General features: G+C 46.5%; 20 protein-coding genes. 9 read left to right on the forward strand and 11 right to left on the reverse strand.

Features of this window, described 5'->3' with window-relative positions; translation table 11 throughout:
• Positions 1-73: 73 nt before the first annotated feature.
• A complete protein-coding gene (locus ACXAH6_RS04780; protein WP_474875495.1) occupies positions 74-2,086 on the reverse strand; it encodes a hypothetical protein in 2,013 nt (670 codons plus the stop codon).
• 88 nt (positions 2,087-2,174) lie between these two features.
• Positions 2,175-2,540 carry a DUF4870 domain-containing protein gene (locus tag ACXAH6_RS04785; RefSeq protein WP_474875496.1) on the reverse strand — a complete coding sequence of 122 codons (366 nt, stop codon included), beginning with the start codon at positions 2,538-2,540 and terminating at the stop codon, positions 2,175-2,177.
• Between the two features lie 205 nt (positions 2,541-2,745).
• Here ACXAH6_RS04785 and ACXAH6_RS04790 point away from each other — a divergent pair, with 205 nt between their 5' ends.
• Both ACXAH6_RS04790 and ACXAH6_RS04795 read left to right on the forward strand, forming a co-directional pair.
• Complete coding sequence (locus tag ACXAH6_RS04790; RefSeq protein ID WP_474875497.1) at positions 2,746-3,039, forward strand: hypothetical protein; 294 nt, start codon at positions 2,746-2,748, stop codon at positions 3,037-3,039.
• On the forward strand, positions 3,032-4,075 hold the full coding sequence (locus tag ACXAH6_RS04795) for a serine hydrolase domain-containing protein (RefSeq protein WP_474875498.1): 1,044 nt from the start codon (positions 3,032-3,034) through the stop codon (positions 4,073-4,075). The genes ACXAH6_RS04790 and ACXAH6_RS04795 overlap by 8 nt, the downstream gene beginning before the upstream one ends.
• Before the next feature lie 66 nt (positions 4,076-4,141).
• Here ACXAH6_RS04795 and ACXAH6_RS04800 read toward each other — a convergent pair whose 3' ends face one another.
• Positions 4,142-4,717, reverse strand: coding sequence for a hypothetical protein (locus ACXAH6_RS04800; RefSeq protein WP_474875499.1), 576 nt, complete (start codon positions 4,715-4,717; stop codon positions 4,142-4,144).
• A gap of 265 nt (positions 4,718-4,982) precedes the next feature.
• Between ACXAH6_RS04800 and dkgB the strand changes: the two genes are divergently transcribed.
• The 3 genes from dkgB (at position 4,983) to ACXAH6_RS04815 (ending at position 7,122) form a co-directional block, all read left to right on the forward strand.
• Positions 4,983-5,801, forward strand: a complete 819-nt coding sequence (gene dkgB / locus ACXAH6_RS04805; RefSeq protein ID WP_474875500.1) for a 2,5-didehydrogluconate reductase DkgB — start codon at positions 4,983-4,985, stop codon at positions 5,799-5,801.
• 45 nt (positions 5,802-5,846) lie between these two features.
• Positions 5,847-6,131 (forward strand): putative quinol monooxygenase, encoded by a 285-nt coding sequence (locus ACXAH6_RS04810; protein WP_474875501.1) that lies wholly within the window; start codon positions 5,847-5,849, stop codon positions 6,129-6,131.
• Between the two features lie 148 nt (positions 6,132-6,279).
• Complete coding sequence (locus ACXAH6_RS04815) at positions 6,280-7,122, forward strand: class II glutamine amidotransferase (protein ID WP_474875502.1); 843 nt, start codon at positions 6,280-6,282, stop codon at positions 7,120-7,122.
• Positions 7,123-7,212: 90 nt separating this feature from the next.
• Here the strand turns inward: ACXAH6_RS04815 and ACXAH6_RS04820 are convergent, their stop codons facing one another.
• Positions 7,213-8,319, reverse strand: coding sequence for an NADH:flavin oxidoreductase/NADH oxidase (locus tag ACXAH6_RS04820; protein ID WP_474875503.1), 1,107 nt, complete (start codon positions 8,317-8,319; stop codon positions 7,213-7,215).
• Positions 8,320-8,417: 98 nt separating this feature from the next.
• On the opposite strand from ACXAH6_RS04820, the gene ACXAH6_RS04825 reads away from it, so the two are divergent.
• The gene (locus ACXAH6_RS04825; RefSeq protein ID WP_474875504.1) at positions 8,418-9,329 is read left to right on the forward strand and encodes a LysR family transcriptional regulator; all 912 of its coding nucleotides are present in this window, start codon (positions 8,418-8,420) and stop codon (positions 9,327-9,329) included.
• Positions 9,330-9,347: 18 nt separating this feature from the next.
• On the opposite strand, the gene ACXAH6_RS04830 is transcribed toward ACXAH6_RS04825, so the two are convergent.
• A complete protein-coding gene (locus ACXAH6_RS04830) occupies positions 9,348-10,541 on the reverse strand; it encodes an MFS transporter (RefSeq protein ID WP_474875505.1) in 1,194 nt (397 codons plus the stop codon).
• A gap of 410 nt (positions 10,542-10,951) precedes the next feature.
• On the opposite strand from ACXAH6_RS04830, the gene ACXAH6_RS04835 reads away from it, so the two are divergent.
• Entirely contained in the window at positions 10,952-11,689 is a 738-nt protein-coding gene (locus tag ACXAH6_RS04835) for a hypothetical protein (RefSeq protein ID WP_474875506.1), read from the forward strand.
• Between the two features lie 28 nt (positions 11,690-11,717).
• On the opposite strand, the gene ACXAH6_RS04840 is transcribed toward ACXAH6_RS04835, so the two are convergent.
• Complete coding sequence (locus tag ACXAH6_RS04840; RefSeq protein ID WP_474875507.1) at positions 11,718-12,893, reverse strand: putative manganese transporter; 1,176 nt, start codon at positions 12,891-12,893, stop codon at positions 11,718-11,720.
• A gap of 144 nt (positions 12,894-13,037) precedes the next feature.
• Positions 13,038-13,604, reverse strand: coding sequence for a hypothetical protein (locus ACXAH6_RS04845; RefSeq protein WP_474875508.1), 567 nt, complete (start codon positions 13,602-13,604; stop codon positions 13,038-13,040).
• Positions 13,605-13,790: 186 nt separating this feature from the next.
• Here ACXAH6_RS04845 and ACXAH6_RS04850 point away from each other — a divergent pair, with 186 nt between their 5' ends.
• Positions 13,791-14,114 (forward strand): hypothetical protein, encoded by a 324-nt coding sequence (locus ACXAH6_RS04850; RefSeq protein WP_474875509.1) that lies wholly within the window; start codon positions 13,791-13,793, stop codon positions 14,112-14,114.
• A gap of 47 nt (positions 14,115-14,161) precedes the next feature.
• Here ACXAH6_RS04850 and ACXAH6_RS04855 read toward each other — a convergent pair whose 3' ends face one another.
• The 4 genes from ACXAH6_RS04855 to ACXAH6_RS04870 form a co-directional block, all read right to left on the reverse strand.
• Entirely contained in the window at positions 14,162-14,608 is a 447-nt protein-coding gene (locus ACXAH6_RS04855) for a DUF3859 domain-containing protein (protein ID WP_474875510.1), read from the reverse strand.
• Positions 14,609-14,745: 137 nt separating this feature from the next.
• Complete coding sequence (locus ACXAH6_RS04860) at positions 14,746-15,765, reverse strand: amidohydrolase family protein (protein WP_474875511.1); 1,020 nt, start codon at positions 15,763-15,765, stop codon at positions 14,746-14,748.
• A 56-nt stretch (positions 15,766-15,821) separates the two neighbouring features.
• Positions 15,822-16,889 (reverse strand): 4-oxalomesaconate tautomerase, encoded by a 1,068-nt coding sequence (locus ACXAH6_RS04865; RefSeq protein ID WP_474875512.1) that lies wholly within the window; start codon positions 16,887-16,889, stop codon positions 15,822-15,824.
• Positions 16,886-17,578, reverse strand: a complete 693-nt coding sequence (locus ACXAH6_RS04870) for a 4-carboxy-4-hydroxy-2-oxoadipate aldolase/oxaloacetate decarboxylase (protein ID WP_474875513.1) — start codon at positions 17,576-17,578, stop codon at positions 16,886-16,888. Before ACXAH6_RS04870 ends, ACXAH6_RS04865 begins: the two co-directional genes overlap by 4 nt.
• 108 nt (positions 17,579-17,686) lie before the next feature.
• Between ACXAH6_RS04870 and ACXAH6_RS04875 the strand changes: the two genes are divergently transcribed.
• Positions 17,687-18,898 carry a LysR family transcriptional regulator gene (locus tag ACXAH6_RS04875; protein WP_474875514.1) on the forward strand — a complete coding sequence of 404 codons (1,212 nt, stop codon included), beginning with the start codon at positions 17,687-17,689 and terminating at the stop codon, positions 18,896-18,898.

Consider the following 18,898-nt stretch of genomic DNA (forward strand, 5'->3'; position numbering starts at 1 on the left):
CTTGCAATCTAAAACCAGAATTTCACCTTGTTTAGTGAAATTCTGGTTGATTAATAGTCGTATTTAGAGCCTGTTAACGCTGCGAGTGCTTTGCTTGCAGAAAATCTGCTGCTCGATGCGGAGTTAACATTTCCCACAACGATGCTACCACCCACCCCGGCGCGAAAATGTCGTTGTAAAACCCTTTACCAAAGTGACCGTAATCCCAATTGGTGTGTTGCACCACTTCTGGGTAATAACCCACTTTACCAATGTTGAACATGTGTCCTTCTCGTGGCAGTAGCTGACTCTTCATCGAAGATTCAATGACATCAGCAAAGTTTGCTAGGCGAGTATCTCCTTTTTTCTCTGCTAACCAGTTCAACACATCGAGGTAGCCGAAAATAAACACGTCGATGTGATTGTTCTCTACTGAAACATTGCCCCATCCGCGGGATTTAAAACCTACATCACCTAACATTTGGCCTTTGGCGAAAGGTACATCCCAGGTGTAATACCAAGACATCACAAAGTAATTCGCTTTCTCTGTGAGTTGTGTGTATTGCTGTTGCTCAGCGTCGTCGGTGACTAGAGCAAGGTAATAAAATGCCATTGCTGTATAAAAGGCGGCTTCTTTGTCTACGCAGTTAGCGTCAAGTGTGGAAGAAAAATACTCCGCCGGTTGCACAATTTCTGCTTCGAGATAGCGAGCCGTGTGCTTGGCAATGGCTAAGTATTTGGGCTCATTGAAGTATTTGTAAGCCATAACATAAGCCAAAACGGCAGACGGCGAACTACCACCAGAACCATCGATAATGGCCGATTTTGGTGTGAATTTACGAGGAAACGCTCCTTCTTGAGTTTGTAGCCTTGCTAGCTGGTTGAGCAAATGGTGGATTTTGCTGTCCCACACAGACATATCAATACCTTTGTGCTTTTGATATTGCATATACAGCAGTGCTGCGTAAATGCCTTCAGACTGTCTTCTTATTGATAGGGTGTTGGCTAACTCTTCGCGAGGGTGATCAAAGTCGACCACTTCACGCCAAAAGCCCTGTTTATTGAAACCATTTTTCAGATACGCGTCGAAAGTCTTCTTCGCCATTTCAATAAGTTGAGGGTTATTTACCTGCTCGCCATATTCCATGGCATTGAAGGCATTCAATAACACACGTCCGACAAAACCTATTTCATAAAGCTGTTTGGTTTCTGCATTGGCGGTGGTTAAGTGGACGCCGGAAAATCCCGCAAGTTCGTTATTTTCAATGTAACTTTGCACATAAAACTGGCTGAGATACGCTTTCACGTCGTCAGTACTCATTGCGTTAGCAATTGACTGAGGCTGCTTATTATCAATACTGTACTGCCAAGTCTGACGAACAAAATCTGAGAAATTGTCAGCGTGTTGGGTTTGAATTTGATAGCGCAATGTTATGGTTTGCCCTTTTTTCATAGCCATAAAGGCTTGTGATTGCGGGGCGAGGGTGAGTTTTCGAATGTAGGTTTTAGGTGCCTCTTCATAGGGATAACCAAATTGCAAATACGCCCGACCCTGCTCAACACCAAAACCCAAGCTGCCAAGATCGGTGTGGCTATTCAGCATAATTTCACCAGTAACCGGCACTGCGAGTGAATCTGTTTGGGCGATATCATCGCGAAGGATTGTCACCGTTTGACCACTTTTTACGTCAAAAACGCCAGTAATTGGTGTGCTCAAGCGGTCTTCTCTAAAACTCCAGCTTTGTGCCTCTTTAATAGACGGTGCGCCGAGTGATGAACGGTCGTTTTTCTTATACCACAGCCCGGGCATTAAAAATTCCGACTCATCGTAAGCAAACTGTGTGAGGTAACGGTTTTGCAGATTGAAGTGAAGTGTTTGGTTGGCAGTCAGCGAAAACTCCCACACATTCTGCTTTTGGTTTACTTGGATTGTTAATCCCTGAAAATCACTTTTTAATTCCCATGTATGCTGGTCGAGTGAGTGCCACGTGAGGGGGAATGATTCGGCGGGGTTACCCGCTGTTTTAATAAAAAGTGATGACTGTAGTGGCATTGCCTGTACCAGCGCGCCAAAAAAGGCCAGTACAGCCAATATCGCATATTTCATATTTTACACCCTGTTAAACTTACGTTATCAAATGTCTAACGATTGGGCGTGATGAAATACACTAACTTTTTTATAAAAAAATTTTGAATCAATATCTAAAAAACTTGAAGCTCAGTGGGTATACCCAAAGTTCACCATTGTTGGCTTTTATTCCTGCGACGATAGCAAAAATAAGATTCAAAATCCCCAGTACAATGATCCCGAGAATACCGACAAACATAACAATCAAGATGACACAGACAACGTAATAAATGAAGGCACTGATTAGCCAGTTCACGGTAACTTTGCCGTGTCTATCGATGTCGGGGTGTTGGTCTTTATTCGCTGCCCACAATACGATAGGTAAAATGAAACCTAATCCTGGGATCACAATACTGCTCAACTGACTAAGGTGAAGGAGCATGCAGTAGGTATTAAGGGGCATGCCCCAATATAGTTTGTTGTCGTCTTGCATTATTACTTCCTTGGTTGCTGTTATATGCATGGCGCCCATATTGCGCCACTCAATCCATAGTTCATTAAATACAATACCTTATCTACAGTTGTACGTCACGTGTCCGGTGTGATGGTATGGCAATTAAACAGTTTGTTACGCATTAGCAGTCGACCTTGTCACCCAAAGCTGTGTACTCTTGTCTTGGAACAGAAAGGATGCCCCCATGACTGAAGAACAACGCGCCAACTTCATAAAAACGAGCTGGGAACTACACAGTGTGGTGGAGTCGAGCTATTTGGTACATCCCGCCGCGAAAGGCGACGATGCGTGGTTAGAGAAGCAACGCTTGTTGTTGGCCGATATGGCTATTCATTTGTTACAAACGGCGGTCAAACCCGGAGATATAGCGTTAGATAAATTGCAAAACAACTTACATGCTATTTTGACCATTACTGATCAGTTCTTACCTCACGCCAAATTAAAAGCGGCGACAGACAAGCTTTATGATCATGAATAAAAGTCGCGCATTTTGGGTAAGGGCGAGCGTTGCAATGAGCATCATTGCCGTGTCACTTTATTTTGTTCCTTGGTTAATACTGCAAACTTACTTCTCACCCCTTCCGTCGAACGTGCAAGCGCAAGCTGATGAAGCAATAGAGCGCCAGTTGGACGGGATTATTATTTATATTCAGCAGGGTAACCAAGCTCCTGAATTGTATGCCAGTGGGTGGAAAGACAGGGATGCAAAAACGCCAGCAGACCCTCACGCTTATTTTAAAATAGCCAGTATTAGTAAACTCTATATTGCGGCTGCCGTAGCGAAACTTGTTGAAGCAGATACCTTGTCGCTAGATGATACTCTCGCTCAATTACTGCCTGATATTGCAAACCATTTCGAGTATGCCAATAAGATTACGCTGCGTATGTTGGTGCAGCATCGAAGTGGTATTCCCAATCACAGTGACGCAGAAGGATTCCCATGGTTTGAGCCGCCCCAAAATGCGCAGGATGCATTAGCTTTTGCTTATGATAAACCTGCCGAGTTTGTGCCCGGTACTGACTATCAGTATTGCAATACCAACTACATTTTAATCGGAGAGATCATCGATAGGGCTTTGGGCTATCGCTATCAAGATTACATTCAGCAACATATTGTAAAGCCGTTAGGGTTGTCGCAGACTTTTGGTTCGATGGAGCCACTAGATCAAGATGAGATAGTCAGTGGTTATATCAAAGGTTACGACGGCCCGCTCACTGAAATTAACTATGTTACCGCTCCCGGCTCTATGGTTGCGACCATCAGCGATGTTGGTGTGTTTATTCGAGCGTTAAACAAGGGCCAACTTTTTACCCCTGCTGAACAAGCAATTTATGATGAAATTTACGTTCGAGGACATACCGGGCTCTTACCGGGTTATTCCAGTATCGCGCGTTATCATCCCAGTCTTGATACTGTGGTTGTGCAGTTTGTGAATACCAGTGGCGGATATTCATGGAATGCACATGAAATCATCTACAATCGCGTTGTTGAGATACTAACAACGCGATTGTAAAAATGTATCACGCAGAGAGTCACCTTATTGGTGTGTGGGTGACTCTTGTCTAATCTCTATCTGGCTTTAGAGCTCACCCAAACGGCTGTTTGTGGCCGGGTTGTCTAACCAAGTGCTGATGTCTTTAGACATTGTTTTCACGTCTCGACCTACCAACGAGCATACGCCTTTAAATACGGCAAACGCGCCACCTGTTGTTGTTCTGCGTACTTTAAAGTCACCAAGCTGCTCACCATTTTTTTGCAATGTGCCGCTAGCAATAACAAATTTAGGGCCAGACCAAGCACCACCGGCAGGAGCATGCACCTGATCTATCTCAACATCCAGTACCAAGGTGTTGCTATTGGCTTGATCAGCACTCACAACAGTGTATCCATTTGCTTGGCTAAACGTTTTTAAAAAGTCGGCAAATTGGTTAGGCGTATTACATTCATCTTTTACTGCTTGTGGAACCGACGCATTCTCGGCGTAATTGACCAAATTGGGGAGTACAATGGTTTTCCCAGCTGGAGCGCTGGCTGAGGGCGTATAGTTTGATGTTGCGGCATCATTTCTAGATGAATCTGTTGCTGAACAGCCTGACAACAAAGCACAAGTGACAGAAGAACCAATAAGTAAACGCTTAAATAATTGAGTATTCATAAGAATCCTTTCAGTACTGACAAAAATCAGGCTAAAAAATAACACTTTTATATGCACTATGAAATAGCGCGACAAAGGTAATTTGAGCCCGACTCATTATCTTATGTTGTTGATGAGATGTATCGCTAAACGGCCATAATCTGCGTATTGTGCGGTAGAACCTAGCTGATAGTTTGTGCATAAATAACAACAACTAGTCGCATAGCGATCTGAATTACGGCGACATCGTAGCAAACAACAAACGGATAAAATAAGAGGATAAACAATGACGACAGCAAACACGGCTATGCCGCAACTTGGGGTAGGTACATTCCGCCTTGAGGGGCAAGTGGCTTATCAATCTGTGATGGATGCCCTAGATTTGGGCTATCGCCACATCGACACTGCGCAAATTTATGGTAATGAGGAAGCGGTTGGCCAAGCCATCAAAGACAGTGGTATTGATCGCGACCATTTATTTGTCACTACCAAAGTATGGAATGCCCAGCTCACCCAGTCAAAAGTACTGCCAAGTGTTGAAGAAAGTCTGCGTAAACTCAAATTAGATTATGTAGATTTGCTATTGGTGCATTGGCCTTCACCACCAAATAATGAACCAATGGAAGCATATTTAACTCAAATGCTTGAAGCGCGAGAAAAGCAGTACACTAAGCACATGGGGGTGTCTAACTTCACTATTGCCCATTTAGAAGAAGCCAAACAAGTGGCATCGGCGAGTGACATTTTTACTAATCAGGTAGAAGTTCATCCGTATTTGGTAAACCAAACTCTACGTGATTACAGTAGATCACAAGGTATTCATATTACGGGTTATATGCCTTTTGCTGTAGGAAAAGTACTCAAAGACCGCTTGATTAAAGATATTGCAGAGCAGCACGGGGTAACGCCAGCAGAAGTGGTAGTGGCGTGGGAGTTAGGTCACGGTATGGCAACCATTCCTTCTTCTACCAAAAAAGCGAATTTGGCAACCAACCTCAAAGGCGCTGAATTAACCTTGTCGACACAAGAAATGAAAGCCATTGACGGTTTAGATTGTGGTGATCGCCAAGCAACGCCTGACTTTTCACCCGTGTGGGACAAATAATAATCGGTGTTCATCAATGATGTATACCGATAGAGAGGTGTAGATATGATTCAAGTGACTGCGACATTAAACTGCAGTTTTGCTAATGCAGAGGCCTTATTGTCGGCCCTCAAAACGCTACAACAACATTCCAGAGAAGAAGCGGGATGTGAACAATATGACTTAGGGCGCCGCTCGCACGAAGACTCTATAGAGTACGTGGTCATTGAGCGTTGGCGAAGCCAAGAAGATTTAGAGCAACATTTTGTGGCTGGGCATTTTGAGCAATTTAAAAAACAAACCCAAGCGTTAATTATCTGTAGTGAAATGCGTATGTATATGCCTTGCTAAGCATTACAGGATAGCCCCCAGCAGGGGCTTTGTTCCAATTACTGTTCACCTATGGGCAATGACTGAATTACGCAATGCGTAAAGTGAGTTGAATCGCTGTTGTGGCTTGTTTATGCTTCAGGCATACAGCGCCCTAGGAGAAAGTGAAATGTGTGAGTTACTTGGCATGAGTGCCAATACCCCCACTGATTTGTGTTTTAGTTTTACGGGCCTAACTCGCCGTGGTGGTGAAACCGGCCCGCACAAAGACGGTTGGGGCGTCGCCTTTTACGAGGGGAAAGGCGTACGTTTGTTTCACGACCCCGAACCCTGCGCCACCTCGCAAATTGCTGAATTTGTCTCCAAGCTTCCGATTAAAAGTAAAACGGCCATTTGCCATATTCGACAGGCCAATGTCGGTAATATCAATCTCGCCAATACTCACCCTTTTACTCGAGAGCTGTGGGGGCGTTATTGGGTGTTCGCTCACAATGGGCAAATCCCGGGGTTTACCCGTCGAGTGGGAATGTATGAAGCCATTGGCGACACCGATAGTGAGGAATTGTTTTGCGACCTGATGAATCAGGTTCGGCAAAGCTTACCCCGCGACGCCATGCCAGAACAGTTAGCGACCATGCTGGTGGCTTTATCAAAAGAATACGCCGAGCAAGGTGTGTTTAATTGCTTACTGAGCAATGGCGATTGGCTGTTTACTTTCTGTAGCACCAAGTTAGCCAGTATTACGCGCCGAGCGCCATTTGGTCCAGCTTGTTTAAAAGACGTTGAAGTAGAAATTGATTTTGCTTCAGAAACCACGCCCAAAGATGTGGTGAGCATCATTGCTACCGAACCACTGACCCACGATGAACAATGGGATATATACGAGCGTGGCGAATGGCGGCTATGGCAATTAGGTGAAGTGATTGCCAGTGGCAAAGTAGATGTGCCAGTTCATAAGAGCGAAGCGCAAATGGTTGCACCGAGTAATGTGCCGGTGGATCGTTGCGGTTAGCAAAAAACGAGGCGCGTTTAAAAATTAACAATACCGTATCAGCATCACTGTTACGGCATTGTTTTTACTGAAATATTATCTTAAGAATGCTTATTCTTCAGCAGCTGGCGCATAACGAGCCAACCAATGGGCGTAAGGCGCAGGCAATACCCAAGATGGGTTTTCAACATTCAGCTTTTTCGCCGCATAGTATGGCCAATGAGGGTTAGCCAATAATGCTCGGCCTACCATTACTACATCAAGCTGCGACTTTTCAATGGTTCCGTTAGCGAGTGCGGGTGTGTCGATACCCCACGCACTGGCAACGGGAATGTCTACCTCGTTGCGAATGCGTTCTGCCACAGGCGCAAGGAATGCTGGCCCCCAAGGGATATTGGCATCGGGCGTGTTAAAACCAATGCTCACGCTGATAAAGTCAGCACCACCTTCTTTGAACCATTTAGATACTTGTACCGATTCACTGAGCATACGTTCGTCGTCGCCGTCGTATTCGATCACACCAAAGCGAATGGTTAACGGAAATTCGTCTGGCCATACTTCGCGCACTGCCGCGAGTGTTTCCAGCATAAAGCGACTTCTTCCCGCTAAATCACCGCCATATTCGTCGGTACGCTTATTGGCGTGCGGTGAGTAAAAGCTTTGTGCAAGGTAGCCGTGAGCGAAGTGCAATTCTAACCACTCAAAACCTGCAGAAAGAGCACGTTTAGCGGCTGCGACAAAGTCGTTTTTCACCCGATGAATATCATCGTGAGTCATGGCTTTGGGTGTGCGTGGTAAATTGGCGCCAAAGGCTTCAGCCGAAGGCCCGATAGGCTCCCAACCGCTTGGATCGTCGGCTGCAATATGGTCGTCGCCTTCCCAAGGTTTATGGGCGCTGGCTTTGCGACCTGCGTGGGCAATTTGAATGCCAGGTACCGCGCCTGCTGCTTTGATATTGGTGGCAATTTTTTCTAGTCCAGACACATGAGCGTCATCCCAAAGCCCCAAACAAGCTGGTGAAATTCGGCCTTCAGGTGAAACGCCAGTGGCTTCAACAATTACCAAGCCAGCTCCACCCCGAGCTAAACTCGTATAATGTGCTTGATGCCATTCATTGGTGAATCCATCTTCTGCGCTGTATTGGCACATCGGGGGCACCGCAATACGGTTGCGTAGTGTTACGCCTTTTAGAGAAAACTCGTCAAAAAGTTGAGTCATGAAAATCCTCGCTGTCGTTATTTGTCATCTTGACTAATGATATAGGGGTGAGGTTTACTTTATTAAAATGAATGTTTTTAATAAAAGTATTCCAAATTATGAATATCGCGAGTAAAGACTTTAACCTCCTATATCTGTTCACTGTGTTGTATGAAGAGCGCAACCTTAGCCGTGCTTCAGCACGGATGAACTTAAGTCAGCCAGCGCTTAGCCATAAACTCAACAAATTGCGCAGCGAGTTCGAAGACCCGCTTTTTGCGCGCACAGGTCGAGGCTTAACGCCCACGCCCAAAGCCGACAAAATGGCGCGAGAAGTGTGTTGCTTAGTGAAGAGTTTGGAGCGCTTCTATCGTGAGTCGGATGCTCAAGATGCACTGAATCGCGACGATCAAATTCATATCTACACCACAGATTTTATGGAATTGATCTTGTTACCCAAGTTAATTGAGTTGGTGCGTACCCAAGCCCCGAAAGTGAAAATTATTACCCACAATACAGGGGGGCAGTTACCGCTTAGGGCGTTAGAGCAAGGCGAGTGTGACATTGCCATAGCGGGCTTTTACAAAGATCTGCCGAACCAATTTTATCGTCAGACTTTAGGGCATTTTCCATTTTGTGTGCTGCACGACAAACACAACCCATTGTGCAAGCCAAAACTCACGCTGGAGAGCTTTTTGAGCGGCCAGCATGTTGTCACGAGTTTAACCGGAGATTTGCATGGTGTGGTGGATAAAGCCTTGGCTGCTGAAGGCAAACACCGAGAAGTGATCGCCGGGGCGTCGAGCTTTGTAGTGTTGCCCCATGTTATTCGTCACAGTGACTTATTACTCACGTGCCTACAACCTGTAGCTCAACACGCCACGGGGCTGTGTGATGACCTTATTTGTCAGCCTCCACCAATCAGTGTGCCTGATATTAAAGTGGAACAGGTTTGGCACCCACGTACTCAAGAAGACCCTTTGCGAACGTGGGTTCGTCAGCAAATTAAAGCCCTCTTGGAGAACGTGTGAGTACGAGTGAAGGGTATTCTAAGCTGTGCAAAGCGCGGGGCGTTGGCGCATTTGCATGTAGCTTAAGCCCCACATAATAAAGCCGCCAAAGAACAGCATTGCAGACGCGTAGCCTGTCATATTGAAGGTGGCACCGGTCGCAAGTAAAGAGCCGCCAACCCAAGGGCCTATTGCATTGGCCGTATTAAAGGCGCACTGCACTAATGCCCCTATCATGGCGTGACCTTTGGGAGACACGTCGAGTAGCATCGATTGGATAACAGAGGCTAAACCTACGCTTGCGCCGAGGCAAAATACACTGGCGTAAAGCCAATATATGTTGTGCGCAGCGAACACGTACATGATGGAGATACCCACACTACACAAAAGGGCGATACCCGTTGTAGCGATAGGTGAACGGTCTGCCAAACGGCCGCATACCAAATTGCCGATTGTGGTGCCAATACCAAACATCATCATAGCAACAGAGATGGTGACTTCTGGTGACTCGGTCACATTAATAATGGTGTCGGCCAAATAGGTATAAATACAAAATACGCCGCCAAAACCGATAAAGATGATACCGGATATAGACCACACCAATTTGTTTTTAAGCACGCTGAATTCTTCTCGCAAACGGGTAGGCTCGGTTACCGGACTACTCGGCACCACAAAGTAAATTAACACCGTTGCGGCAAGGGCGAGTACTGCCACGATAGCCATACACACGCGCCAACTCATCGCTTGCCCTACTAATGTCGCCATAGGTACACCCACGATGGTAGCAATGGTCAAGCCGGCAAACACTTTCGACATATAGCTAGCACGCTTGCCTTTCGGTGCCATGCCCGAAGCCACTAATAAAGCCGTACCAAAGTATGCGCCGTGAGGTAACCCGCTCAATACGCGGTAGACAACGAGTTCTGTCAGTGAAGACGCTATTGCACTCAAGCCATTGGCGATGAACATCATGGTTGCGAATAAAATCAGCGCGGTTCGGCGGTTGGTTTTGTTTGTTAGCAACATAAACAATGGGGCACCAATCACTACACCAATGGCATAGCCACTGATGACATTTCCCGCCATGGAAGGACTGACATCGAAAGAAGCCGCAATTAAAGGCAGCATAGACATGGACGCAAACTCGGTTAACCCAAGAATAAACGTACCCATTGCCATAATAATAATTGGCCAGAAATGCGCCTGCTGTTGAGGCACTGGTTGCGATGACATAGACACCCTTAACACTGATTAAAAACGATTAAACACATCGTGCTGTCTATTCGCCAGTGGGCGAAAACAGGACAATGATTGTTGTGAACTTTATTGATTATTCTTGTAGGGACGACTCGTTTGCATCGTTGAACTCATCGTTGTGGTGAGTGCTTAACGAGTCGGATATTGTATGAATACATTCCGTTGATTGCTGCTCTATTATACGACAATTCAAACGGTGAAGAATACTGCTATTAGTCACAGAATTGCGGTTATTCATCAGCTATTTTTCGTCTTGTTTCGACAGTCGAAACGTTCAATAACAAGTATTGCAATGCATTAGCAACTTGTTGACATCATTAACGAGATAACAGATTCTCAGCGCTCTACTCAGTCGTCATGTAGAGATTGAAGCCAAGGATGTGGAAGTGAATAACGATAACCAAGCTCCCGATTATAGTCAGTACACTATTGAAGAACTCGAAGACGTTGTCGCCAGTGTCAATCAAGCGCAATACCCCGAACGGTATACTGCCGCTTTGGCGATGTTGGAAGAAAAGAAGCAACAGCGCGGTAACGTTGAGGGTGAGCACGAAGAAGCCTTTTTAGAGCCAGAAGAAAAGCCAAAATGGTCGGAACAATTACTGATCACTCAGATACTCATGGGCACCTTTTTTGCCATGGTTGGGCTCACGATTCCCGCGATGTTCTATGAATTTATGACGGCGAAATGGTGGGCAGATAGCACCTCGGGGCTGATTTGGTTTATTGGTCTAGCGATGACAGTGATGTGGTTTGTGTGTTTGGCTAAAGATCCTAAATTACATCAGCGTTTGGGTCATAACTATAAAGGAAAGCTGTCTATTGGCTTGATGCCTTTCATATTTTTCATGATGACCTGGATTTCCATCAGCCGAGGGTTACCGATAGGGCTGCATTTGATATCGGCCCAAATTGACGTGCAAGAGTATATGGACTTTCGCAAGCGAGGTGGGAAAAAACACTGCCGCAATAGATTAGAAATAATGGAAACCGATGAGTTGCAAGATGGCAATTTGTGTATGACGGGTACACAGCGAGAACATTTTCCCGAGCGGGGAAAAGTAATGGTGTTAGGTTCGCGCAGTGACTATGGATTGATGCTCGAAGGATTCGCGCTCCCCTGATTCGAACCTGAAAAGAGGAGCGGCGAACTTACATCTCAAACAAGGCGTAATAGCCTAAGCCCACTACGAGCGCGGGAATGGTTGAGTACAAAGTGGCAAATAGCGCAGCGCGGGGAGCCAATGCAATTGCGGGGAACAATGCATCGCCGTCATTGCTAATGGCGTTGGCAATTTGAGCAGAAAACGGCAAAACACCATTTAAGTACAAAGTGGTTACCATGATCTGAGGCCCACAACCCGGTAATAAACCCACAGTCACCGCACCTATGACCGTAAGTACTCCCCAATGGGAGGCAATATCAGCAAGGTCAAGCCCAAACCAATGCACAACTAATTCAAAGCCGATGAAAGCCACCACTACCCAACTGGTGACAAACTGTGTATCCAGTGCCGCTTTTTTTAGCCAGGTTGTATTTGCGCTAATGGGTTCTTCAGCGGTAACCGACGCGTAACTCTTCCCCGATGACGACAGTGCCCACAGTACAACGGCCAGAAGCCCGCAAAGCGCACCAAACAGGGTAACTGACTGGGCAGGAAGGCCGAGCGATTGTTCTATGTTTACTTGAAAAGACAATAGCACAGCAAAGATTCCGGCAGGGATAAACACCACTCGCCAGAACTTGACCGACGTTGCTTGCACGTAAGTGAGTGAGTTTTCGTTACAGTCGGACGCATGTGAATTAAGCGTGTCTTGCGCCGGCATAAACGCATCGCGGGCGTGGATAGTATTGACGATGAGGCCCGAAGATATACCTACAACCATGCTGATACCCATGACTACCAGTGCGTCATAAGGAGACTGGGCTAACAGCAAAAATGCCGCGTCGCCCATGGTTGCGGTTAATACAGCGACCACGGCGCCGAAGCTGGCAACGCCGCGTGTAAATTGAGTGACAACTATGATGGCACCACCACACCCTGGCAGAGCGCCTAATACCGTTGCGATGATAACTTCATAAAAAGGGTGAGCCTTCATAAAAGCGCCAACGGTTTCAGGCTTCAATTTTTGCGTAAGCGCGTAGTAGACCGCGAGCGACGCGAAAACATAAGCTGACACCTGTAGGAAAGCGTCTGACAACACTTGTAGCACAATGGCACGTGTGTCAGATGCGGCTAACAGCGCGATTAACAACGCGGGTAACAATAAGCGCTTGTTGAGTAACTGTCTTTGTTTGCCAGCAAGGCCTTTAAATCTTGCTGTCATTTGGCTCGTGTTCACAATCTGCCTTCATTATCATCAATACACATTAACGATAATAGTTATCATTTGCATAAATGTGTATTCATTTTTCTCGTTTTGTATGATTAATTCCTACGATTAAACGAGTCAGACAGTTTAAAACGTTTTTTAAGCGGTACTTAATTCAGTCACTAAGTACTGTGTTGTAGGTGATTGCAACACCAGAGACAGGGTGTTTTTTGCGTGCTTAATGGTGGCGACAATATCGCGTTTCCCATGAGTCAGGTGACTAAACCGACTCTTGGCTTGATCGCGATCCTGCTCATAGTGTTCAGCAAAGTGAATATGCTCTTGTGACCAGGCTAAACCATTGAGGTTGGGAAGCGCCCACGTCCACAAATGCTGTAATTTCTGGTCTTTGTTCAGGGTCGTTATTTTAGGTTGTATTTCGTCGTTTTGATGTTTATTTGCACAGAAAAAGCCGCGTTTCTCTGTGTAGTTAACCGCTTCAAATTCGCCGCATATTCTCGCCATACGTATCAGCGCTTGCTCTGTTTCCTCTAGCAAATAGTGATCAATTCGCTGCAAATTCACAGCGGGTTTGTTCATCGCCACTAATGATGGGAGTAATTGTTCCAGAATATCTGCATTGCCGCGTTGAGGGGCGATGGGCGATTTGATAGGCGATGGTGGAACGACAATAATCGGCGCAGCGAGTGTGTGATTGGCGAGCATAGCTTTTTCTCAACGTCATAATTCCGTCGCAAAAACGGATTTTGGGCTTAAAACATCCTTCGATAGCTTGATATTTCAAGGAACACGCCAACATTTACTTTTTGTACATTCGTCGTTCATATTTTGTTTAAGTTAAACAGGTATGCTAATAACTCAACAGAGTTTGGAAAGAGCCGGAATTGCATCATGACACGTAACGCAGTAATGAAAGCCTTATTAACCGTGGGTTTGGCGAGTGTGGTACAGTTTGCACAAGCTACACCACCGCCCATATCTAGTGCTCAAGCTGAGCTAGATGCCAAAGCGGTGAAGAAGCAACAACCGCCTCCCGCGTTGCCAAAAGATTGGCAGCAACGCATTGAAGTTGGTAAACCATTAGACGATGTGATTTATGCAAACAGTGAAGTGATTGCTGAAGTGAATGATATTGTCACCTTGCGATTAAAGGGCAAAATTATCCGAGTGAGTGGTGCAGAGCGCACAGTACAGAAGGTATACGACACCTTTTAAATTAACTCTCTAGCGCATCGTTTTCTCATGCAGCATTAGCATTGCGCTTATACTGGTCTGTGTTTCATCTTTCGGCGAGTCCAAAACTGCGCGCCTTCGTAGGGATAGTCGTTCTCGACACAAAAGGTTTTGTCTGCAATCACGGTATCGTCTAGGGTGAGTGTCATGCGCCAATTGCCAATTTTATTGCTGACTGGTTCCCATAAGGTGTCTCCTAGGTAGAAGTTCCAGTCGTTATTGCGCACGTGTTCGCGGCCTTCAAATGGCGGCATAGGAATTCCGTCTTCGTCAGGAATGTCGGGGTGATAAATGCAATAGTGCAGCACTTTCCCTTTGGCCTTTTTGATATTCACGACAAAGCCAAACTCAATATCAATCTCTGCCGGGATTGAGGTGGTAAATTCTTTTACTTTTGGTAGCGATTTGTCCTCAGCATCCCATTGACTATGAATGCCATAACTGACCATTTCGACCACAGGTTTGTGTTTTGCCATAACCGCTGCACTCCTCATTAATGCGCAGTGATGATAACAAAGAATTTGTGTACCCGCAGTGATGGAGAGGTGTGAATAAGGGAAAAGCAGCCTCACCGAGAAACAAAAAGGGAAAAACGGTGAGACTGAGGTTGAGACTACAAGCCCATAGATTTGAGTTTTGCATCTAGCCTTGGGTAAACCCGTCGCGCATTACCTGAATAAACTAGCTCACGTTTGTCCGTGGGCAAATTCAACGCATCGACATACCGCTTTGTATCGTCAAAGTAGTAGCCTGTTTCTGGGTCGATACCACGCACTGCGCCTATCATTTCCGAGCCAAAAAGAATATTTTCGATATCGATAACATTGAAGAGTAAATCGATGCCTTGTTGGTGATAAACGCACGTATCAAAGAAGACGTTTTTCATCACGTGTTCACGTAACGGTGGCTGTTTCAGCATATCGGCAAGGCCTCGGTAGCGCCCCCAGTGATATGGCACCGCGCCGCCGCCATGAGGAATAATAAACCGCAGGGTTGGAAACTCTTTGAATAAATCTCCTTGAAGGAACTGCATAAACGCCGTGGTATCGGCGTTCATGTAGTGGGCACCAGTGGCATGAAAGTTCGCATTGCACGACCCTGAAACATGGATCATAGCCGGGACGTCCAGTTCCACCATTTTTTCATAGAACGGATACCAACTTTCATCAGTGAGTGGTTTTGATGTCCAATGTCCACCAGAAGGGTCAGGGTTTAAATTACACCCCACAAAGCCCAGTTCGGTTACACAACGCTCTAATTCATCGACAGAATTTTTAATTGGCACACCGGGTGATTGAGGCAGTTGGCACACGCCAATGAATTGTTTGGGGTAAAGATCGACCACTCGTTTAATTAAGTCATTACATGCACTCGTCCACTGTTTGGACACTCGCTCATCACCTAAATGGTGAGCCATAGCAGATGCTCGGGGCGAGAAAATCGTCATGTCAGAGCCGCGTTCTATCAGAAGCTTTAGCTGATTTTGTTCAATGCTTTCTTGAATCTCGTCATCGCTAATGTAGGGTACTTCGGGGAGAACGCCACCTTGCTGGTAGGCTTTCAATTGAGCATCGCGAAACAATTGCAGCGTTTCGGGAGCGGTGGTGTAGTGACCATGGCAATCAATAATCATGTGGTTTACCTACTCTTATTAATGGGTACTTCACGACCGATACGCATAAAGAGGTATTAGTCGACATATATTTCGCCGCGCATTAGTAAGCGCGCGGTGCGCACAAGCGCAGATCGTGTAATTTGTAGTGTGTCGATAGCCGCTGCACCGCTGACTTCCATCGCAATATCGAATTGCCCCGTAGGATGTTCTACTGTGATCACTCCTAGGTGATTGGTGGGCGGCGCATAGGTAGCGGCAACCGTGCCGCTGACCGCACAGGCGGTAGCCACACTGACCGAGGCTAATACGCCAATAGCGTCATGTACGCGGTGAGGAATAAAAGAGCGAGTATTGATCACGCCACCGTGCTTTGGAGAGGAAACTAATGTCATTTTTGGCACGGTTTTGTTGCTCACATCGCCTAACTTCATGGCTTTTCCGGCTTCTAACCGAATGGCTTCAATACGCGCTTTGACATGCGACATAGCTTCTAATGCCGAGGGCGATTCATCCCCTTTCAGACCTAAGGATTCAGCATCTAACATGACAATCGGCATACCGTTATCAATGCAGGTAACTGTGATCCCTTGGAACACGTCGGTGGTATTTCCGGTGGGGAATAATGCGCCACACGACGACCCAGCAACATCGTGAAAGTTAATCAAAATGGGAGCGGCTGTACCGGGTACGCCGTCTATAGCGGTATTACCGCGATAACAAGGTTTGCCCTGTGTTGTATTGACCTTAACGGTGGCTAGCGCGCCGGTATTTACCATGTGAACACGTACATCGGTTTCACCTTCATTGGCTGCTACTAAACCGGTCTCAATGGCGAATGGGCCGACACCCGCTAGGATGTTGCCGCAATTTTGGCTATCTGATACAACGGCCTGCTCAACCATCACTTGCAAGAACAAATAGTCAACGTCTGCTAGAGGGTGAGTTGATGGGCTGACAATAGCCACTTTGCTGGTGAGAGGATGCGCGCCTCCCATACCGTCTATTTGTCGTGGATCAGGCGAGCCCATTGCTTTGAGCAAAAAGGTGTCTCGGGCTTCGCGTTGTAAAGGCAGGTCACTGGCAAGGAAGTAAAGCCCTTTAGACGTGCCTCCACGGATCACACAACAAGGTGTGGCTATCATGCCTTAACCTCATTGAAGTCAACATATCGCAGTCCTTTCTCGGCCAGACGTTCACGCATATTGTAAATGTCTAACCCCAGCTCTCCAGCGGCAAGGCGTTCGCGTTTTTCAGCTTCATTGGCAACGCGTTTGAGTACTTTTTCGTGCACGTCATCAGCGCTTTCTCGCGGTACCACCACTACGCCGTCATCATCGGCAACGATTATGTCTCCAGGGTGAACCAGTGCACCAGCGCAAACAATGGGCACATTCACATTTGCAATGGTCTCTTTAACCGTACCTTGAGCAAATACCGCTTTTGACCAAACAGGAAACGCCATATCTTCCAATGTGGCAGTGTCGCGTACGCCACCCTCGATAATCAGGCCTTTTACACCCCGAGCTTTCAACGAGGTGGCGAGCAAATCACCGAAGAATCCGTCTATACACGGGCTGGTGGGCTTAACAACGAGTACGTCGCCCGGCTGACATTGCTCCACAGCAACGTGAATCATCCAGTTATCACCCGGTGCCACTTCGCAGGTTACTGCTGGTCCTGCGATCATCGCTGAACGGTAGATAGGGCGCATGTATTCTGCCATCAGGCCTTTTCGACCTTGGGCTTCGTGGACGGTAGCGACTTCGGCGTTGTCATACTTTGCCAGTGTGCTTTCACTGGGGCGAGGACAGTTTGTCACGCAAATAGACATAGTGAATTACCTCTGCTCATTTTGTGATGAAAGTATGCGCTTTTATGATGTGGATATCCCTTTAGAAAGATGTAAAATGCTATTAGATTTTTCTATTTTGATGTTTTTATGCTGCTATTAAGTATTCGACATTTAAGCTACGCACTAGAAGTCAGGAAGTTAAAAAACTTATCTGAGGCGGCTCGCCAAGTGCACGTAACGCAAAGTGCATTAACACAAAGCTTGTTTAAGCTTGAAGATGAACTGGGGCATAAGTTATTTACCCGCAATGTGGCGGGCATGTCGGTAACCCGTGAGGGCGAAGTTTTCTTATCGCGATTTAGTCGAGCATTTTCGCATTTACAATCTTTCGCGGCGGCGTTATTTGTCGCGGATAAAAGTGCACGTTCGGCATTCGAGCGCGGCGTAACGTCTAAGCAGTTAGCAGCGTTGATCACGGTATGTGACAAACAAAATTACACCGCAGCAGCGGCAGAAATGCGCGTGGCGCAGCCCACGTTACACCGCACAATTAAAAATCTCGAAATGCTATGCGGGTTAAAATTGTTCACACGCTCTCCTGTGGGTGTTGAATCTACTTGGCGTGCCAGGCAGTTAAAAAAGTGGGCGGGTTTATATTTTGCGGAATTGGCCCAAGGGGTAGATGAAATTGCCGCCTTAAAAGGGGGATTCAGCGGTACAATAAAGGTGGGTAGTTTGCCCTTAGCGAGAACGCAAATTGTACCTAAAACAGTATTAAAATTGTTAGCTGCGGCCCCCGACGCAGAGGTGTCGATTGTTGATGGAACATACGAAGAGCAACTCACTGCGTTACTTCACGGTCAGCTCGATATCATAGTAGGGGCTTTGCGAGAGCCTGTGATGAGTGACGAAATTACTCAAACTGCTTTGTTTCAAGATACGCTCTCGCTGGTTGTTAATACGGCCCACCCTCTGGCAAGGTCTACGGCGGTAACGGTTGCTGATTTGGCCGATGCAAACTGGGTTGCCCCAAAACAAGGAACACCGGCGAGAAAAGTGTTTGACGCAATGTTCTGTCAATTGGGGTTGAGCCAACCCACAGCGGTTATCGAGTGTAGTTCGTTAGACGCCATTCGAGGTTTGTTGCTCAATAGCAATCGAATTAGCTTGTTACCGGCACGGCAAGTGGAAATAGACGTGCAAGCGGGAATTCTGGCTATTTGCAATATCGACCTTCACGACGAGCCAAGGCAAATTGGTTATACGGTGAGGAACAACTGGACCCCAACCCGATTACAGTCTCTGTATATTTCGTTATTGCAAGAACACGTGACTGAGCTTGCGGCTAGTGGTTCGTGA

This window comes from Alteromonas sp. ABE4_545 (genome assembly GCF_056161325.1).